The sequence below is a fragment of the Nocardiopsis sp. YSL2 genome, from assembly GCF_030555055.1.
Lineage (GTDB): Bacteria > Actinomycetota > Actinomycetes > Streptosporangiales > Streptosporangiaceae > Nocardiopsis.
On the sequence record NZ_JAMOAO010000002.1, the window covers coordinates 53,008 to 66,484 of the forward strand.

Genomic DNA, 13,477 nt, shown 5'->3' on the forward strand with positions numbered 1-13,477 from the left:
GTCTGCAACCTGGGATCGGTCAACCTCGCCCAGCACGTGGGACCGCAGGGCCTGGACGCCGAGCGGCTGCGCCGGACCGTGCGCACCGCCGTGCGCATGCTCGACAACGTCATCGACGTGAACTTCTACACGATCCCCGAGGCGCGCCGAGCGAACATGCGCCACCGCCCCGTGGGCCTGGGCCTGATGGGCTTCCAGGACGCGCTGTTCAAGCTGCGCACCCCCTACGCCTCGGACGGCGCCGTCACGTTCGCCGACGAGAGCATGGAGCTGATCAGCTACTACGCGATCGAGGCCTCCGCGGAGCTGGCCGCCGAGCGCGGCTCCTACGAGTCCTTCGACGGCTCGCTGTGGAGCCAGGGCATCCTGCCGATCGACTCCCTGCGGCTGCTGGCCGAGGCCCGCGGCGGCGTGCTGGACATGGACCGCGGCGAGACCCTGGACTGGGACTCGCTGCGCGAGCGCGTCCGCTCGACCGGCATGCGCAACTCCAACGTGATGGCCATCGCGCCCACCGCGACCATCGCCAACATCACCGGCGTCGGCCAGTCGATCGAGCCCGTCTACCGGAACCTGTTCGTGAGTCGAACATGTCCGGCGACTTCACGGTCGTCAACCCCTACCTGGTCCGCGACCTCAAGGAGCGCGGACTCTGGGACGACCAGATGGTCTCCGACCTGAAGATGCACGACGGCAGCCTGGGCGCCATCGACCGCGTCCCCGCCGACCTCAAGGCGCTCTACGCGACCGCGTTCGAGGTCGACCCCGAGTGGCTGGTGGACGCGGGCTCGCGCCGCCAGAAGTGGATCGACCAGGCCCAGTCGCTGAACCTGTACATGGCGGCGCCGAGCGGCCGCAAGCTGGACGCCCTGTATCGGCGCGCCTGGAAGTCCGGGCTCAAGACCACGTACTACCTGCGCTCGCAGAGCGCCACGCACGTGGAGAAGAGCACGCTCAAGGGCACAGACGGCCGCCTCAACGCCGTCTCCTCCGGCCCGGCCCCGGCCCCGGCTCCGTCGCCCGCGCCGTCCCGAGCCCGTCGCCGTCGCCCGCCCCGAGCCCGGCTCCGGCCCCCGCCCCGAACGCCGCACCCGCCGACGCCGGTGAGGACGAGTTCGACATCGTGGACGGCCAGGCCTGCTCCATCGACGACCCCGAGTGCGAGGCCTGCCAGTAGTAGAAGGCAGCCCCCCGGGGCGGCGGCTCGCGAGCCGCCGCCCCGGCGAACCACTCTCCCCAGACACGACAGTTCCGGCCACGACGGCCGGAGAACGGAAGTACCCGAGGATGACCACCGTCTCCGAGAACAGCGCCGCCGCCACCAGCGGCCTCGGCGAGATCCAGCGCGACGCCGAGCGCGTCAACGTCGACGACAAGGCGATGATCAACGCCCGCGCCGACGTCAACCAGCTGCTGCCGCTCAAGTACACCTGGGCGTGGGACAAGTACCTCGCGGGCTGCAACAACCACTGGATGCCCACCGAGGTCGCCATGCAGGCCGACATCGCCCTGTGGAAGTCCAAGGACGGTCTGACCGAGGACGAGCGCCTGATGCTCAAGCGCAACCTCGGGTTCTTCGCCACCGCGGAGTCGCTGGTGGCCAACAACATCGTCCTGGCCGTCTACCGCCAGCTGACCAACCCCGAGTGCCGCCAGTACCTGCTGCGTCAGGCCTTCGAGGAGGCGGTGCACACCCACACCTTCCAGTACATCTGCGAGAGCCTCGGCCTGGACGAGGGCGAGCTCTTCAAACATGTACCGCGAGGTCCCCTCGATCACGGCCAAGGACGCCTGGGCGCTCAAGTACACCCAGAACCTGGAGGACCCGGAGTTCCGCACCGGTACGCCCGAGGCCGACCAGGCGTTCCTGCGCGACCTGGTGGCGTTCTACGTCATCTTCGAGGGCATGTGGTTCTACACGGGCTTCGCGCAGATCCTGTCGCTGGGCCGCCGCAACAAGATGGTCGGCATCGCGAGCAGTACCAGTACATCCTGCGCGACGAGTCGATCCACCTGAACTTCGGCATCGACGTGATCAACCAGATCAAGATCGAGAACCCGCACCTGTGGGAGCACCGAGTTCCAGGCCGAGGTCCGCACCATGCTGACCGAGGCCTGTGAGCTGGAGGTGGCCTACGGCCGCGAGACCATGCCGCGCGGCGTGCTGGGGCTCAACGCCGAGCTGTGCGAGAAGTACATGCACTTCATCACCGACCGGCGCGCGGAGCAGATCGGCCTGGCGCCGATCTTCGGGGGGAGAGCGAGAACCCCTTCCCGTGGATGAGCGAGATGATGGACCTGCAGAAGGAGAAGAACTTTCGAGACCCGGGTCATCGAGTACCAGACCGGCGGCGGCCTGGGGGACTGACCTGCGAGGACACGGCCCCCTGGACCCTTCGGCGGAGGGTACGGGGGCCGTTTTGGAGAGAGATTTGGGAGACGACCCCGGAAATCTCCCTGGCGCCCTGCCTCCGGTAGGGCGCCAGCAGCTCGTCGAGCAGGGCCACTGGCGAGTGCGGGGTGCATCGCCGCGCGGGCCTTCAGGGACGCCTCCCAGTTGCGCGTCAGCATGTCCAGGAGCGCCGCCGTCATGGCCGGGGTCACCTGGCTGTACACGGCGCCGATGCCGCCCATCTCATGTCCGAGGCCGCTGGTGCTGGAGGACCTCGGGCACGCCGCCCTCGATCATCGCCCGCTTGTGGGGAGTGCCGGGCCAGCCCGTGCGGTGTGATCCCGGCGCGATCGGATCCCAGGTGATCTCTGAGCGCTTGCGCGGAGACCGCCGCGCACCGGCATCCCCGGCCAGGGTTCGGCGAGCAGCGGCACCGGACGCTCCTCCTGGACCTCGCCCTGGCCGTTCTTGGCGCCCGGATACAGGCCCGTGGACGCCGCGCCGATGAGCCACGGTTTGTAGGACCGCGTCGGTGATGGGGCGCTCCGTCCCGCCCGGTGAAGACGTGCACGCCGCCGCGGTGGGCCGGCTCCTGGCCGCCGCGGAGGAAGTCGCCGTCGAACCGCTCTGCCAGGTCGGAGTCGATGCCCAGCTCCGTGAGCGACCGATCCTTCGGGGTGAGCGAGGAGCGCCTTCTCCATCCTCCTCCGACCAGGCGCTGCGCCGCTTGAGCGCCGCCACCAGGAACCGGTGGACGGTGCGCGGCCGGTGGCAGGCGCACGTCTTCGTCGGCTTGTTTGGGAGGGCTTTCATCTGGTGCCGGAGCAGCTCGCACACGAACTTCGGGATGGCGATGTCGCGGAAGGAGTCGTCCTTGGGCGCCTGCCGGTACCAGTCGCCGCCGTGCTCGTAGAGCTGCCACTCCACGCGATCGGCCCTCGTCCGGACGGCAGTACTCCCGTTCGAGGCCGACCATCTCGCCGACCGGAGGGCCTGCGTTGTACATCGTGATGCCGGCGATGAAACTCTCGTCCCGACCACTCAGCAGCGCCATCCGTTCGGACAGCAGCAGCGCGCCGAGCGCGTCGGTGGTCACCCGCTCCCGTCCACGGGTGCCTTTCGTCCGTCCGGTGCCCGAGCGGCGGCCGCGGTTGGACTTGACCTCGGCGGGGTTGGAGGTGAGGTGTCCCGCCTCGATCGCGTCGGAGCACAAGGTGTAGAGCGTGGAGCAGTATCCGCGGATGGTCGACTCGGCGTACCCGGCGGCCCGCTTGACCCGCTTGAACTCGGTGATCTGCTCCGAGGTGATGTCGGCGAGCAGCATGTCCGCCCACATCGGACCGTCGGGGCCGTGCGGTTCATGGGGGAGGAGGTGGTTCTCCAGGTGGTTGCGCAGGCCGCTTCGGTGGGAGATGCCGACGTCTTGGAGCGGGTACCAGGTGTTCGACCACTGGCCGAAGGTGATGCCGTCTTGCTGGCGGAAGCGCCGGCGGCTTCGACTACGGAGGGGGCGGACTCGGCGTCCAAGCCCATTCGGATCTTGGCTTCCTTCTCTGTGCCCCACTTCTCGGCGTCGCGTTTGCGAGTCCATCGGTTGCCCTGGTCATCGCGGGACGCGGTGGCGTAGGTGCCGTCGGCTGTCTGGTAGCGGACGCGGTAGTAGTCGCCGTCCTTCTTGGACGAGCGCTTCTCCACGAAGGCCATGGGCCTCTCCTGTTGGGGGTAGTAGAGCGCCCCCTCCGGTTGGAGGGGGCGTATCTGGTCAGGGCCCGGAGTGCGGGCGGGCGGCGGTCAGTACTGTGGGTCGGGTCGCGCAGCTCCTCTGGGACGAACTCCGTCGGCCAGGCCCCGAGCTGAAGGTCGACGGTGGACGGGACCGTCGTGTCTGTACTGGAGCCGGGCACGTTCACGAGCGGCCCCCTGGCCCCGCTGATGTGCGGATGAGGCTGGCGGCAGGTGGCTGGCTGTACGTGTGGCCGAGGGTCGCGCAGTCCCTCGGGGACGGACTCATCGCACACGCGCACGTGGCGCAGGTGCCCCAGATAGGCCCAGGGGTCTCTCCGGACGAGGGTGATCGGCACCCAGACGCCGAAGTTGTTGATCCAGTGCCTCACCACCACGTCGGGGGACTGGTGGATCACCTCCTCCACTACCTCGACGGCCGGGCAACCGACTTGGAGGTCGATGCAGATGGCGTCGAATCGCTCGCTCAGGGCTACTCGTGCGGACAGGGACAGTGACGCTGGGCGGACGTAGACGGTGGGCGGGACCGCCGTGTCCTTTGGGGAGGACGCACTACTCATTGCGACCTTTCGTCCGAACCAATTTGGCCGGGAAGGTCGCATCATTGTATGTGGCACAGATCACATTGGACAGGCGTTCGGAAGGGCGAAAAGTAAAATCCGGGCAATTGACCTGCGCAAACGGCAGTCATCCGATCACCCTCCGAAACGCATGCGCATGATGTGATCCCTCATCTCGGACACCACCTTCTCGCGTGGCACGCCGTCCGGGACCGGCATGGACGTCTGCTCCCAGTCGCCAGCGTCTGCGCCTGTGGGGGGGACGAAGACGATCTTGAGGGTGTAGTAGAGCTTCCCCGGCTGGGCGCGCCACTCGCGCCACTCCAGGGTCTCGTTGGGGAGGCATGGGGGTTGGCCGTCCAGGCGGCCGAGGGGGGCGGGCTGCATCGCGGGGCGACGTCGTGCGTCCGGGGGGTGGGGGTCGGTGTGGGTCCGGCTCTCTGGCGAGGGGGCGTGGCGGCGTGCCGGCGAGGGCGTCCTTCACACTGCCGGGTTCCCACTCCAGGGCGTGCTCGATCCCTTCTTGGGTCTTGCGCCTCGGGCGCCCCTTGCCTTTTCGCAGGTCGTAGTAGGTCTGAGTCGAAATCTGGGCACGTTGGATCACCTCTTCCACGTGTAGGTCTAGCTCGTCGCGGCGCGGTCCATGGCGTCGACGAGGTAGCTGAAGTCGGGTGAAGGCATGGCTACAGGATAGCCGACTAGATCTAGATCGAGTCTATATCTGGCCTAGTTAGGTCAAGCTTACCTCAATTATGGTCGTCTCATAGAATCTATCTTGAAGTTACTCGTCGGTACAGCTTGACCTAGACTCAAGCTAGGCTCAATATTGAGCTATGACAGACCTCAAGCTCCACAGAGCATCACTGGAGCGCCACCGCAAGTTGGCCGGGTTCAGCGTCCCCGCGCTGGCGCGGGAGATGGGTGTCACGCCACTGCACATGTACCGGCTGGAGTGGGGCGACCGACGCCCCAGTCCGGCGCTCTACAAGCGCCTCAAGGACACCTTGGGCGTCACCGATGAGGGCCTGCTGGCCGAGACTACCAGTCCGACGAGGACATACCGGAGGCCAGCCGATGAGCCTTCCCGCGGTGTACACCCCAGCGCAGGCCGCCGAGATCCTCCAGTGCCGGGAGTCCTGGCTCAAGGACAAGGCCAAGGCACGCGCTATCCCGTTCCACAAACTCTCTGGCGAGTACCGGTTCACCGACGAGGACCTCGCCGAGATCATCCGCATCACCGCTGAGCGGCCCGAGGCCGAGCCGTCGCCGCCCGCCCGCGCGACGGGGCCCCGCACGAAACGGCCCACCGCCGCCACCACACCGCCGACCGCTCCGGAAGCCACCCCGCTGCGGCCGCGACGGCGCCTCACCATCCCCGCCGCCGGTGACCGGCGGCCCGGCCCCACCAGGAGAGGGCCATGGCCACACAGACCCACATCACCGTCGACAAGCCCGCCCGCCTGCTCGCGCCGCACGAGGTCGCCGAGCTCTTCCGAGTCGACGCCAAGACCGTCAGCCGCTGGGCGCGACGCGGACTCCTCGACTCGATCCGCACCCCAGCCGGTCACCGCAGGTTCTTCGCGGACCAGGTCGAGGACTTGATCAACCGCCACAACACCGCCAAGTAGCGGCACAGCAAGGCCCCCGCCGGATGCGACCCGGCAGGGGCGAGGCCCCAACCCAGGAGACAGGGCCATGGACAACGTAGCCGACACCCCGCGCGCCGAGACCGTGCGCGCCGCACACCAGCTCATCGTGCAGGCCGGAGCCGAGCTGGAGAAGCTCCTCACCCCGGCCCCCACGATCCCCGTACCGGCCGCCCCACAGGAGATGACCACCACGCAGCGGCAGGCGCGCACCCTGGCCGCCAGCGAGCCTCGCGGCCTCCCACCCGGACATGCCGCCCGTGAGCTGGACGATCTACGACCACGTCCCCGAACAGGCGATCGGCCAGGTCTCCAGCGAATCCGACGAGGAAGCCAGCCGCGAGATCACCGCGTGGGCCACCGTGCTCGGTTCCGAGGTCACGCGGAAGCGCAACCGGAACGACATGTGGACCCACGTGGAGACCACCGCGAAGTCCGGCGGCGTGGACATCCGCATCTGGGCGATGGTCGACCGGCGCCCCGAGGGGGCGAGCTCCGATGGCTGAGCGCATCCGCATCCAGTCTCGGCTGCGACGCACCGAGCCCGACACCGCCCCGGCGCCAATCCCAGCGGACGTCGACGACCGCGCCCAGACCGTCCTCGACGACACCGATCACGTCCTCGACCACATCGAAGAGGGCCCTGTCGTGATCCACCACACCCACGCCCCGGACGCCGTCGTCGGCGACCAGGTCGACGCCCACATCACCGGCGTCGTCGAGGCCATCGAGCACGACGGACGCATCCTCATCCGCTACCCGACCACCGACGACAGCCACGCCTGGGTGCGCCTAGACCCGGCCGCCGCCGGGGTCGGAGTGTCCGTCGCCAACCACGGGGGGACCCCATGACCACCACACGCCTGCGTTCACGCGAGGCCGAGATCGCCGACAGGTCGCCATCGCGCGAGCCCGCTGGCCACTCGGCTCCCACGTCGTCCACACCGCCACCGGCATGCGCGGCGTCATCACCCGCGACAACGCCAGCCGGGTTCCCTGCGGCACCACCGGCGCCGACGAGGACGCCGCCTGGTCGGTGCTGCCGTCCGCGGCCGCCGCGCGCGGGGGACGCCCGCCGCCCCGGCTGGGGGCATCGCCGTCCACGTGACCTTTACCGAGGCGGGAACCACGTGGAACCCTGGATCCGCACCGACTACCTGCGGCGGATGCGCCGCGCTGGGGGGCGGTGAGCGCCGTGAGGTACATCGTGATCGCCGCCGACGGCACCCTGACCGCCCACGACCGCGACCTCGACCTGCGATCCGAGGTCGGACCCGAGGGGCCCGCACGCGTGCGACTGGCCACCTCCGTGCTCGCCGCCGGGTGGACCAACGACGACGGCCACGCGCAGGGCTACCCGCGCAACACGGTCGGCTCCTGTGTCCTGCTTTCTCGCGCTCGGCGCCGTCGGCCTCCCCTACGCGGGTCCGGTGGTCCTCACCGGCTGGGACCCGATCCGTGAGATCCGCAGGCCTCACCGACCGTGGCCTGATCGAGCGCACCCACCGGGATGTGCTCGTCGCCCTCGGGAAGGCCGAGCGCCCAGACGGGCCGCCGCCCACCCCGCGCACCTTGGCGTGGGAGTCGGACGTGCGCGAGTACGCCGGATGGGTGAAGGACGCCCCGGCGCCGACCATGCAACTCCTGCAGATGGACGGCCTGCGATGAGCGCCCCGCCGATCCCCGCGCGCCTCGCGCACCGACCCACCGTCGGCGGACTGGTCGTGCCATGGGTGTCCCTGGAGTCCGACCGCGGCCACCACCTCGGGCAGGTCTCCGAGGCGCGCCGGGTCCGCGCCTGCAGATGCACCAGTGCCAGATCGACGGCGAGCCGCTCTACACCGACCGGTACGTCCTGCTCGGACGCGCCTCCGACCGGGCCCGGGGATACGTGATGGAGCCCGGCATGCACCCCGAGTGCGCCGCCTACGCGATCAAGGCCTGCCCGATGCTCGCCGGGTCCATGGACCACTACCGCAAGCGCCCCGTCGACATGTCCGCCCGGACCTGCCCGGACCCCGACTGCGGGCACGGCTTCCTTCCGTCGCCGGACTCGGCGGTCCGCGCGGGCCGCCCCGCCGACACTTCTTTCAGGTGTGGGCTGAGGCCAGCGACTACGGGTTTCGCCGTCACCCAGGCGGGCTTCGCCCTCGTCTGGCCCAAGGCCCCCATTGAGGATCCGAACCATCGCTACCGGCGCGCACCGCGCTGCCCTGAACTCATCACGAAGGAGTACTGACCATGTCCCGGACGTCAAGCTCACCTGGCGCGCGAGCGGGGAAGCCCACGCCAGGAAGTAAGGGAGGAGAGGGCCCCCTGGGGGGATCCAGCCCGAAGACCCGCCCTGCGTCCGGTTCCCAGGCCGGACCGGAGGCCCCCATCGCTCCCGCCCTCCGGTCCGGCCACCCCACACGTGGAGGCCGGCCCCAAGGACCTGACCGGTTACCAGATCGACGTTCTGTTCCGCCCGACGACCCCCCCGCGTCCAAGTCCACCGGGGCAACGCCCACCTGCAGGGGTGGGACGTACGCCGATCGCTGATCCGCATCTTCGGGTTCGGTGGATGGTCCGTCGTGACGCTGGAGTCCACCTGCATCCGCGACATGGCCCGGACGATCCCACCCAGCGAGGAGTCCAAGGGCGGAACGCGGTTCTGGGCGACCTACCGGGCCCAGGGCGCCTCATCGTCCGCACCGTCGACGGCCGCGTCCTGGGCTTCTGGGACGACGGCGCCGTCGAGGAGGCATCCAAGCAGGTCACCCATGGGGCAGCCCACGACCTTGCACTCAAGGCCTCGCTGACCGGCGCCCTCAAGCGCGCCGCCGTCAACCTGGGCGACCAGTTGGGCTTGAGCCTGTACCGCAAGGGCCCCGACGACCTCAAGGCGCAGGCGTCCGTCATCTGGTCGATGGCGCACCCGCCCAAGGACTTGGAGATCACCCAGCAGACCGGGCCCGTCGACGTGCCCAGCAACGAGGACGACGCCCTGCTTATGGACACCCTCATCCACGACATCGTCGACGCCCCCGACCACGCGACGCTCAACGCCATCAGCCGCCCGCGTGAACGAGGAGGAGCGGGCCGGACTCGCGCCTGAGTGGGCGGACCAGCTCAAGGGTGCACTCAAAGCCCGGCTCGTTGAGCTCACCGCCGGTCCGACTCCGCAGCAGGCTGCTGCCGCCCAAAAGACGCCGCCGCAGAGGCACCCCAGACCCAGCCGTACCGAGGAGGAGGCCGCAATGCCTGACCTGTCCCACCCCGCCCGTGTCGCCGCGCTCCGCGTCCTCAAGGACCGGGTCACCGCCGAGTACGACGTGCCCGCACTGACGCAGAAGCCCACTTCAAGGACATGCGCAACACCTGGGGCGTCAGAGCCTCGACGTGCTCATGCCCGCAGGCGAGTCCGCCGGATCCCTGGACCATCAGCGGCCCGCGCCGCAAGGTCACGTGGCACACCGAAGCGCTCGTCGACCTGGTCGAACGCACCGCCCCGGCCGAGCTGGTCGAGGAGATCGACCCGGCCGCACTGGAGGACGCCGACCTGCTCGACGTCATCCGTGAGACCCGGCCCGACCTTCTCCGCCGGTCGGTGCGCAAGGCCTTCATCAAGAAGCTCGACGAGGCCCTCTCCGACGACGGCCACCTCACCGACCACAGCACCGGCGAGGTCGTCAAGGTCGCCGACGTCGACCACACGCCGGTCACCGGCGCGTTCACTTTCACGCCTGGCGACCGAGCGGAAGAGGCCGTGCTGGAGGCGTGGCACCGCGGCGAGTTGGCCGGCGTCGCGAGTCCGCTGGTGCCGCAGATCGAGCGCACCCCCGAGCCCGCGCCGACCGACGAACCCACCGGAACGCTTCCCCCAGGAGGCCAGTCATGACCGTCTTCCCTCACCTTCGGCAGCGGCCTGCTCTGCGGCGCGGCCGTCCTGGCGGCCTTCATCTGGTTCGCCACGGCGGCCCGCCAGGACCAGAAGCAGATCGAGCTGTACCACCTGCGCAACGAGAACCGCGGGCTGCGCGAGGTCAACACGAAGCTGTCGATCCGGTGCGGCCACTGCGGAACCGGCCGGGCCGTGCCCGCCGACGGCAGACGGGGGGCACCCTGTGAGTGCCGAAGACGACTGCGTGCCCTCGCCGCCGAGCGGGGCGCGGTTGTCCTGACCGAGTGGGCGCCCGAGCGGCTGCTCGACATCGTCCGCGAGCAGCGTGCGCGCCAGGCCGCCACGGGCCGCGCCGACGCCCACATGGACGGGCACGCACACGAGATCGCCGCTGCCATCACCGAGATCACGGGCGTGGCCCTGACGACGTGACCGCCGTGCTGCTCGCGATGGCCAGCCAGGTCGGCACCTTGCTCGTCGCCCACCAGCGCAGCGCTGACTCCACGGTCCTGCACCTGATGTGTGTCGGTCGCCGACTACGTGGACCGAGCCCAGCACCGGCCAGACGATGGCCGCACCGGGCGCGCCCTGCTGCCGGTGTGGGCAGCCCTCGCCGTGCTCGATCTCCCAGGGAGGCCGCTGATGATCGACCGCACCTGGAGGCGCATACACCGCCGGATCCTCGACACCGAGATCAGCGTGCACGAGTACGCCGCGGGATGGCGGCGGCACTTGCTCGGCACCGCCCTGCATGAGGACATGCCGGGCCACCCCGAGCGCATCGCCGACATCGACCCCGAGGGCCAGGACGAGTTCGACGACATCGTCATGGCGGCCCTGGACCGGGACCTGTTCTACCTCATCATGCGTACCGGCTGGGGGCGATGACCATGGCACTCGAACACCAGATCCGCCAGGCCGACCGGCCGGAGAAGCCAGCCCGGACCTCCGACTTTCAGGGGCGAGAGCGGGCGCTGTGCGCCGGATCCGACGCACCATCCCCGCGCAGGAGGAGGACGCCGCGCGGTGGATGGTCCGCCGCCTGGCCAACCGGCACGACTGCCCGGGGACCGCCGAGCAGTGCGGCGACTGGGTTGCGCACCGGCGCGACGTCGCCGCCGCCTTGGACGTGATCGCGATGCTCGACATCGCCGACGAGGCCCCGGCCGAGCCCGCCCACGAGAAGCCCGCTCCCGAAGCGGCGCCAGACCGCGCCGCCGAGCCACGGCACCCTCGCCGCCTACCAGCGGCACATCAGGAACCGCGAGACGCCCTGTCGCACCTGCGAGCGCAAGGTCGGCTACAAGCCCGACGAGCCCGAGCCCGACGCGCCGCCTACGACGTCGCCGAACTCGCCGACATGCCCGAGTCCACGCTGACCGCCGTCCTGGAGGCCGGCCAGCACCCCGCCGAGAGGACCGACTCCGATGCGCATAGCCACGTCAAGACCGGGCGGACACCGCCCGTCGAGAACACGGAGGGGACGCGATGACCCCGGCACATCGTCCAGTACTCCGGCGGTATCGGGTCGTGGGCTGCCGCCATGCGCGTCGCCGAACGCTACGGCACGGACGACCTGGTGCTGCTGACCGCCGACTCGCGCGCGAGGACCCGACCTGTGGCGCTTCGTCGCCGACACCTCCCGCCACCTGGGAGTGGAGCCGGTCATCGTGTCCGACGGCCGCACGCCCTTCGAGGTGTTCCGCGACGTCCGATTCCTCGGCAACTCCCGGCTCGCGCCCTGCTCGCACCTCCTGAAGCAGGCGCCCTGCCGCCGGTGGCTGGAGGCCAACGCCGACCCGGACGAGACGGTCCTCTACGTCGGCTACGACCACACCGAGGAACGACGGGTGCCCGGCACCCGGAAGGGCTGGGAGCCCTGGCAGGTCCAGTTCCCGATGACCGAGCCGCCGCACCTGACCAAGGACGACATGTTCGCGTGGTGCCGCGACCTCGGCATCACCCCGCCCCGCCTGTACCGGTGGGCCGACCACAACAACTGCTGGGGCCGGTGCGCGCGCGGCAAGAAGCACTGGTCGGCCCTGTGGGCCAACGACCCCGCCGGGTTCGCCGAAGCGGAAGCCGCCGAGCAGGGGATCCGTGACCACCTGGGCAAGCCCGTCACCATCCTCCGGGAGGTGCGCCGCGGCGAGGCCCACTCGCTGACACTGGCGGAGCTCCGCCAGCGCCTTGAGAACGAGGCGGAGGTGCCACGGTGAGCGAACGCCCGCACGGATTCATGCGCGCCAAGGCCGACCGCTGTGGCTGCCCGGTGTGCCACGAGGCCCTGCGCGCCTACGAGAACCGCCGGGCGGTCGCGGCTGATCGCCTACGGCCAGTGGAAGCCCTTCACGGACGCCGCACCAGCGCGCGAGCACATCCGGCGCCTGAATGAGAGCGGCATCGGCTGGCAGCAGGTCGCCCGACTGGCCGGGGTCAGCAAGAGTTCGGTGTCCGGCATCCTCTACCCGCGCGGCCGCCGGGCCCCGGCAAGCAGAGTGCGGCCGACCACCGCCGCGGCGATCCTCGCCCTGGACATCGACCTGATGCAGCACGCGGACCAGCTCGCACCCGGAACCGTGGTGGACGCGACAGGGACACAGCGCCGTCTCGCTGCGCTCATCAGGATCGGCTGGTCACAGCGCCGTCTGGCCGCCCTGCTGGGAACCCAGCAGCCCACGATCAGCCGGTGGCTGCACGCCACCCGGGTGTCGCTGGCCACCCACCAGAGCGTTATCGACCTCTACGACCGGCTGTGGGACACCGCGCCCCGCAGGCGACGCCTGGCCAGCGCGCTGCCGCCAGCCGGGCCGCCGGTTCGCCACCGAGGCAGGGTGGCCGCCGCCGATGGCGTGGGACGACGACGAGCTCGATGACCCGGCTGCTCAGCCCCAAGGGGCTCGGGGGGTGGCGGCATGAGGGACCTGCGAGACCAGGCCTGGCGCGACGACGCCGCCTGCCGGGAACTGCCTCTCTGGCTGTTCTTCGGGGCACCGGGTGAGCGCGGTGACCAGCGCGAGAGCCGCGAGGAGAAGGCCAAGGACGTGTGCGCTGGCTGCCCGGTGCGGACCGAGTGCCTGGACGAGGCGCTGGAGGGTCGCCGACCGAGCTGTGCGGGTGCGCGGAGGCCTGAACGGCGACGAACAGAAGGCCGTCCGCCGGCGCCGCATCCGGGCCGCGAGAGCGAGGTCCGCCGCATGACCGCCATCCGCGAGTTCCTCGCCGCCCGCCCGTACCTGAACCGTGGGTCCGT

The 13,477-nt window shown here is 70.1% G+C and carries 15 protein-coding genes and 6 pseudogenes; 20 read left to right on the top strand and 1 reads right to left on the bottom strand.

Annotated features, from left to right (window positions below; all coding sequences use genetic code 11):
- Window positions 1–9: 9 nt before the first annotated feature.
- The 3 pseudogenes from M1P99_RS28025 to M1P99_RS28035 all read left to right on the top strand — a co-directional run.
- Window positions 10–857: pseudogene (locus M1P99_RS28025) on the top strand (ribonucleoside-diphosphate reductase subunit alpha); the annotation flags it as partial.
- A 523-nt stretch (window positions 858–1,380) separates the two neighbouring features.
- Window positions 1,381–1,686 (top strand): annotated as a pseudogene (locus M1P99_RS28030) (ribonucleotide-diphosphate reductase subunit beta); the annotation flags it as partial.
- Window positions 1,687–1,753: 67 nt separating this feature from the next.
- Window positions 1,754–2,284: pseudogene (locus M1P99_RS28035) on the top strand (ribonucleotide-diphosphate reductase subunit beta).
- Window positions 2,285–4,830: 2,546 nt separating this feature from the next.
- Here M1P99_RS28035 and M1P99_RS28040 read toward each other — a convergent pair.
- The gene (locus M1P99_RS28040) at window positions 4,831–5,082 is read right to left on the bottom strand and encodes a hypothetical protein (RefSeq protein ID WP_304455932.1); all 252 of its coding nucleotides are present in this window, start codon (window positions 5,080–5,082) and stop codon (window positions 4,831–4,833) included.
- Window positions 5,083–5,528: 446 nt separating this feature from the next.
- Here M1P99_RS28040 and M1P99_RS28690 point away from each other — a divergent pair.
- From M1P99_RS28690 to M1P99_RS28115, 17 genes and pseudogenes are all read left to right on the top strand, one after another.
- A pseudogene (locus tag M1P99_RS28690) lies at window positions 5,529–5,705 on the top strand (helix-turn-helix domain-containing protein); the annotation flags it as partial.
- A 64-nt stretch (window positions 5,706–5,769) separates the two neighbouring features.
- Window positions 5,770–5,913, top strand: a pseudogene (locus tag M1P99_RS28695) (helix-turn-helix domain-containing protein); the annotation flags it as partial.
- 200 nt (window positions 5,914–6,113) lie between these two features.
- Window positions 6,114–6,323 carry a BldC family transcriptional regulator gene (locus M1P99_RS28045; RefSeq protein WP_304452837.1) on the top strand — a complete coding sequence of 70 codons (210 nt, stop codon included), beginning with the start codon at window positions 6,114–6,116 and terminating at the stop codon, window positions 6,321–6,323.
- Between the two features lie 278 nt (window positions 6,324–6,601).
- Window positions 6,602–6,847: a hypothetical protein gene (locus M1P99_RS28050; protein WP_304455933.1), complete on the top strand. Its 246-nt coding sequence runs from the start codon at window positions 6,602–6,604 to the stop codon at window positions 6,845–6,847.
- Entirely contained in the window at window positions 6,840–7,193 is a 354-nt protein-coding gene (locus tag M1P99_RS28055) for a hypothetical protein (protein WP_304455934.1), read from the top strand. The genes M1P99_RS28050 and M1P99_RS28055 overlap by 8 nt, the downstream gene beginning before the upstream one ends.
- Window positions 7,194–7,296: 103 nt before the next feature.
- On the top strand, window positions 7,297–7,449 hold the full coding sequence (locus tag M1P99_RS28060) for a hypothetical protein (RefSeq protein WP_304455935.1): 153 nt from the start codon (window positions 7,297–7,299) through the stop codon (window positions 7,447–7,449).
- 87 nt (window positions 7,450–7,536) lie between these two features.
- Complete coding sequence (locus M1P99_RS28065) at window positions 7,537–7,803, top strand: hypothetical protein (protein WP_304455936.1); 267 nt, start codon at window positions 7,537–7,539, stop codon at window positions 7,801–7,803.
- Window positions 7,800–8,009 carry a hypothetical protein gene (locus M1P99_RS28070; RefSeq protein ID WP_304455937.1) on the top strand — a complete coding sequence of 70 codons (210 nt, stop codon included), beginning with the start codon at window positions 7,800–7,802 and terminating at the stop codon, window positions 8,007–8,009. The genes M1P99_RS28065 and M1P99_RS28070 overlap by 4 nt, the downstream gene beginning before the upstream one ends.
- 136 nt (window positions 8,010–8,145) lie before the next feature.
- Window positions 8,146–8,580, top strand: a complete 435-nt coding sequence (locus tag M1P99_RS28075) for a hypothetical protein (protein ID WP_304455938.1) — start codon at window positions 8,146–8,148, stop codon at window positions 8,578–8,580.
- A gap of 324 nt (window positions 8,581–8,904) precedes the next feature.
- On the top strand, window positions 8,905–9,438 hold the full coding sequence (locus tag M1P99_RS28080) for a Rad52/Rad22 family DNA repair protein (RefSeq protein WP_304455939.1): 534 nt from the start codon (window positions 8,905–8,907) through the stop codon (window positions 9,436–9,438).
- 252 nt (window positions 9,439–9,690) lie between these two features.
- Window positions 9,691–10,221, top strand: a complete 531-nt coding sequence (locus M1P99_RS28085; RefSeq protein WP_304455940.1) for a hypothetical protein — start codon at window positions 9,691–9,693, stop codon at window positions 10,219–10,221.
- A 195-nt stretch (window positions 10,222–10,416) separates the two neighbouring features.
- Window positions 10,417–10,656 carry a hypothetical protein gene (locus M1P99_RS28090; protein WP_304455941.1) on the top strand — a complete coding sequence of 80 codons (240 nt, stop codon included), beginning with the start codon at window positions 10,417–10,419 and terminating at the stop codon, window positions 10,654–10,656.
- Between the two features lie 210 nt (window positions 10,657–10,866).
- Window positions 10,867–11,112 (top strand): hypothetical protein, encoded by a 246-nt coding sequence (locus M1P99_RS28095; protein WP_304452846.1) that lies wholly within the window; start codon window positions 10,867–10,869, stop codon window positions 11,110–11,112.
- Window positions 11,113–11,200: 88 nt separating this feature from the next.
- On the top strand, window positions 11,201–11,716 hold the full coding sequence (locus M1P99_RS28100) for a hypothetical protein (protein WP_304455942.1): 516 nt from the start codon (window positions 11,201–11,203) through the stop codon (window positions 11,714–11,716).
- Between the two features lie 178 nt (window positions 11,717–11,894).
- Window positions 11,895–12,443 carry a hypothetical protein gene (locus M1P99_RS28105; protein WP_304455943.1) on the top strand — a complete coding sequence of 183 codons (549 nt, stop codon included), beginning with the start codon at window positions 11,895–11,897 and terminating at the stop codon, window positions 12,441–12,443.
- A 42-nt stretch (window positions 12,444–12,485) separates the two neighbouring features.
- The gene (locus M1P99_RS28110; protein WP_304455944.1) at window positions 12,486–13,100 is read left to right on the top strand and encodes a hypothetical protein; all 615 of its coding nucleotides are present in this window, start codon (window positions 12,486–12,488) and stop codon (window positions 13,098–13,100) included.
- Window positions 13,101–13,139: 39 nt separating this feature from the next.
- A pseudogene (locus M1P99_RS28115) lies at window positions 13,140–13,274 on the top strand (WhiB family transcriptional regulator); the annotation flags it as partial.
- Window positions 13,275–13,477 lie beyond the last annotated feature (203 nt).

Excerpts from the sequence above, each read along its gene's own strand:
- M1P99_RS28040 (WP_304455932.1), bottom strand. The coding sequence starts at position 5,082 with ATGCAGCCCGCCCCCCTCGGCCGCCTGGACGGCCAACCCCCATGCCTC.
- M1P99_RS28045 (WP_304452837.1), top strand. The coding sequence starts at position 6,114 with ATGGCCACACAGACCCACATCACCGTCGACAAGCCCGCCCGCCTGCTC.
- M1P99_RS28055 (WP_304455934.1), top strand. The coding sequence starts at position 6,840 with ATGGCTGAGCGCATCCGCATCCAGTCTCGGCTGCGACGCACCGAGCCC.
- M1P99_RS28060 (WP_304455935.1), top strand. The coding sequence starts at position 7,297 with ATGCGCGGCGTCATCACCCGCGACAACGCCAGCCGGGTTCCCTGCGGC.
- M1P99_RS28075 (WP_304455938.1), top strand. The coding sequence starts at position 8,146 with ATGCACCAGTGCCAGATCGACGGCGAGCCGCTCTACACCGACCGGTAC.
- M1P99_RS28080 (WP_304455939.1), top strand. The coding sequence starts at position 8,905 with ATGGTCCGTCGTGACGCTGGAGTCCACCTGCATCCGCGACATGGCCCG.
- M1P99_RS28085 (WP_304455940.1), top strand. The coding sequence starts at position 9,691 with ATGCGCAACACCTGGGGCGTCAGAGCCTCGACGTGCTCATGCCCGCAG.
- M1P99_RS28095 (WP_304452846.1), top strand. The coding sequence starts at position 10,867 with ATGATCGACCGCACCTGGAGGCGCATACACCGCCGGATCCTCGACACC.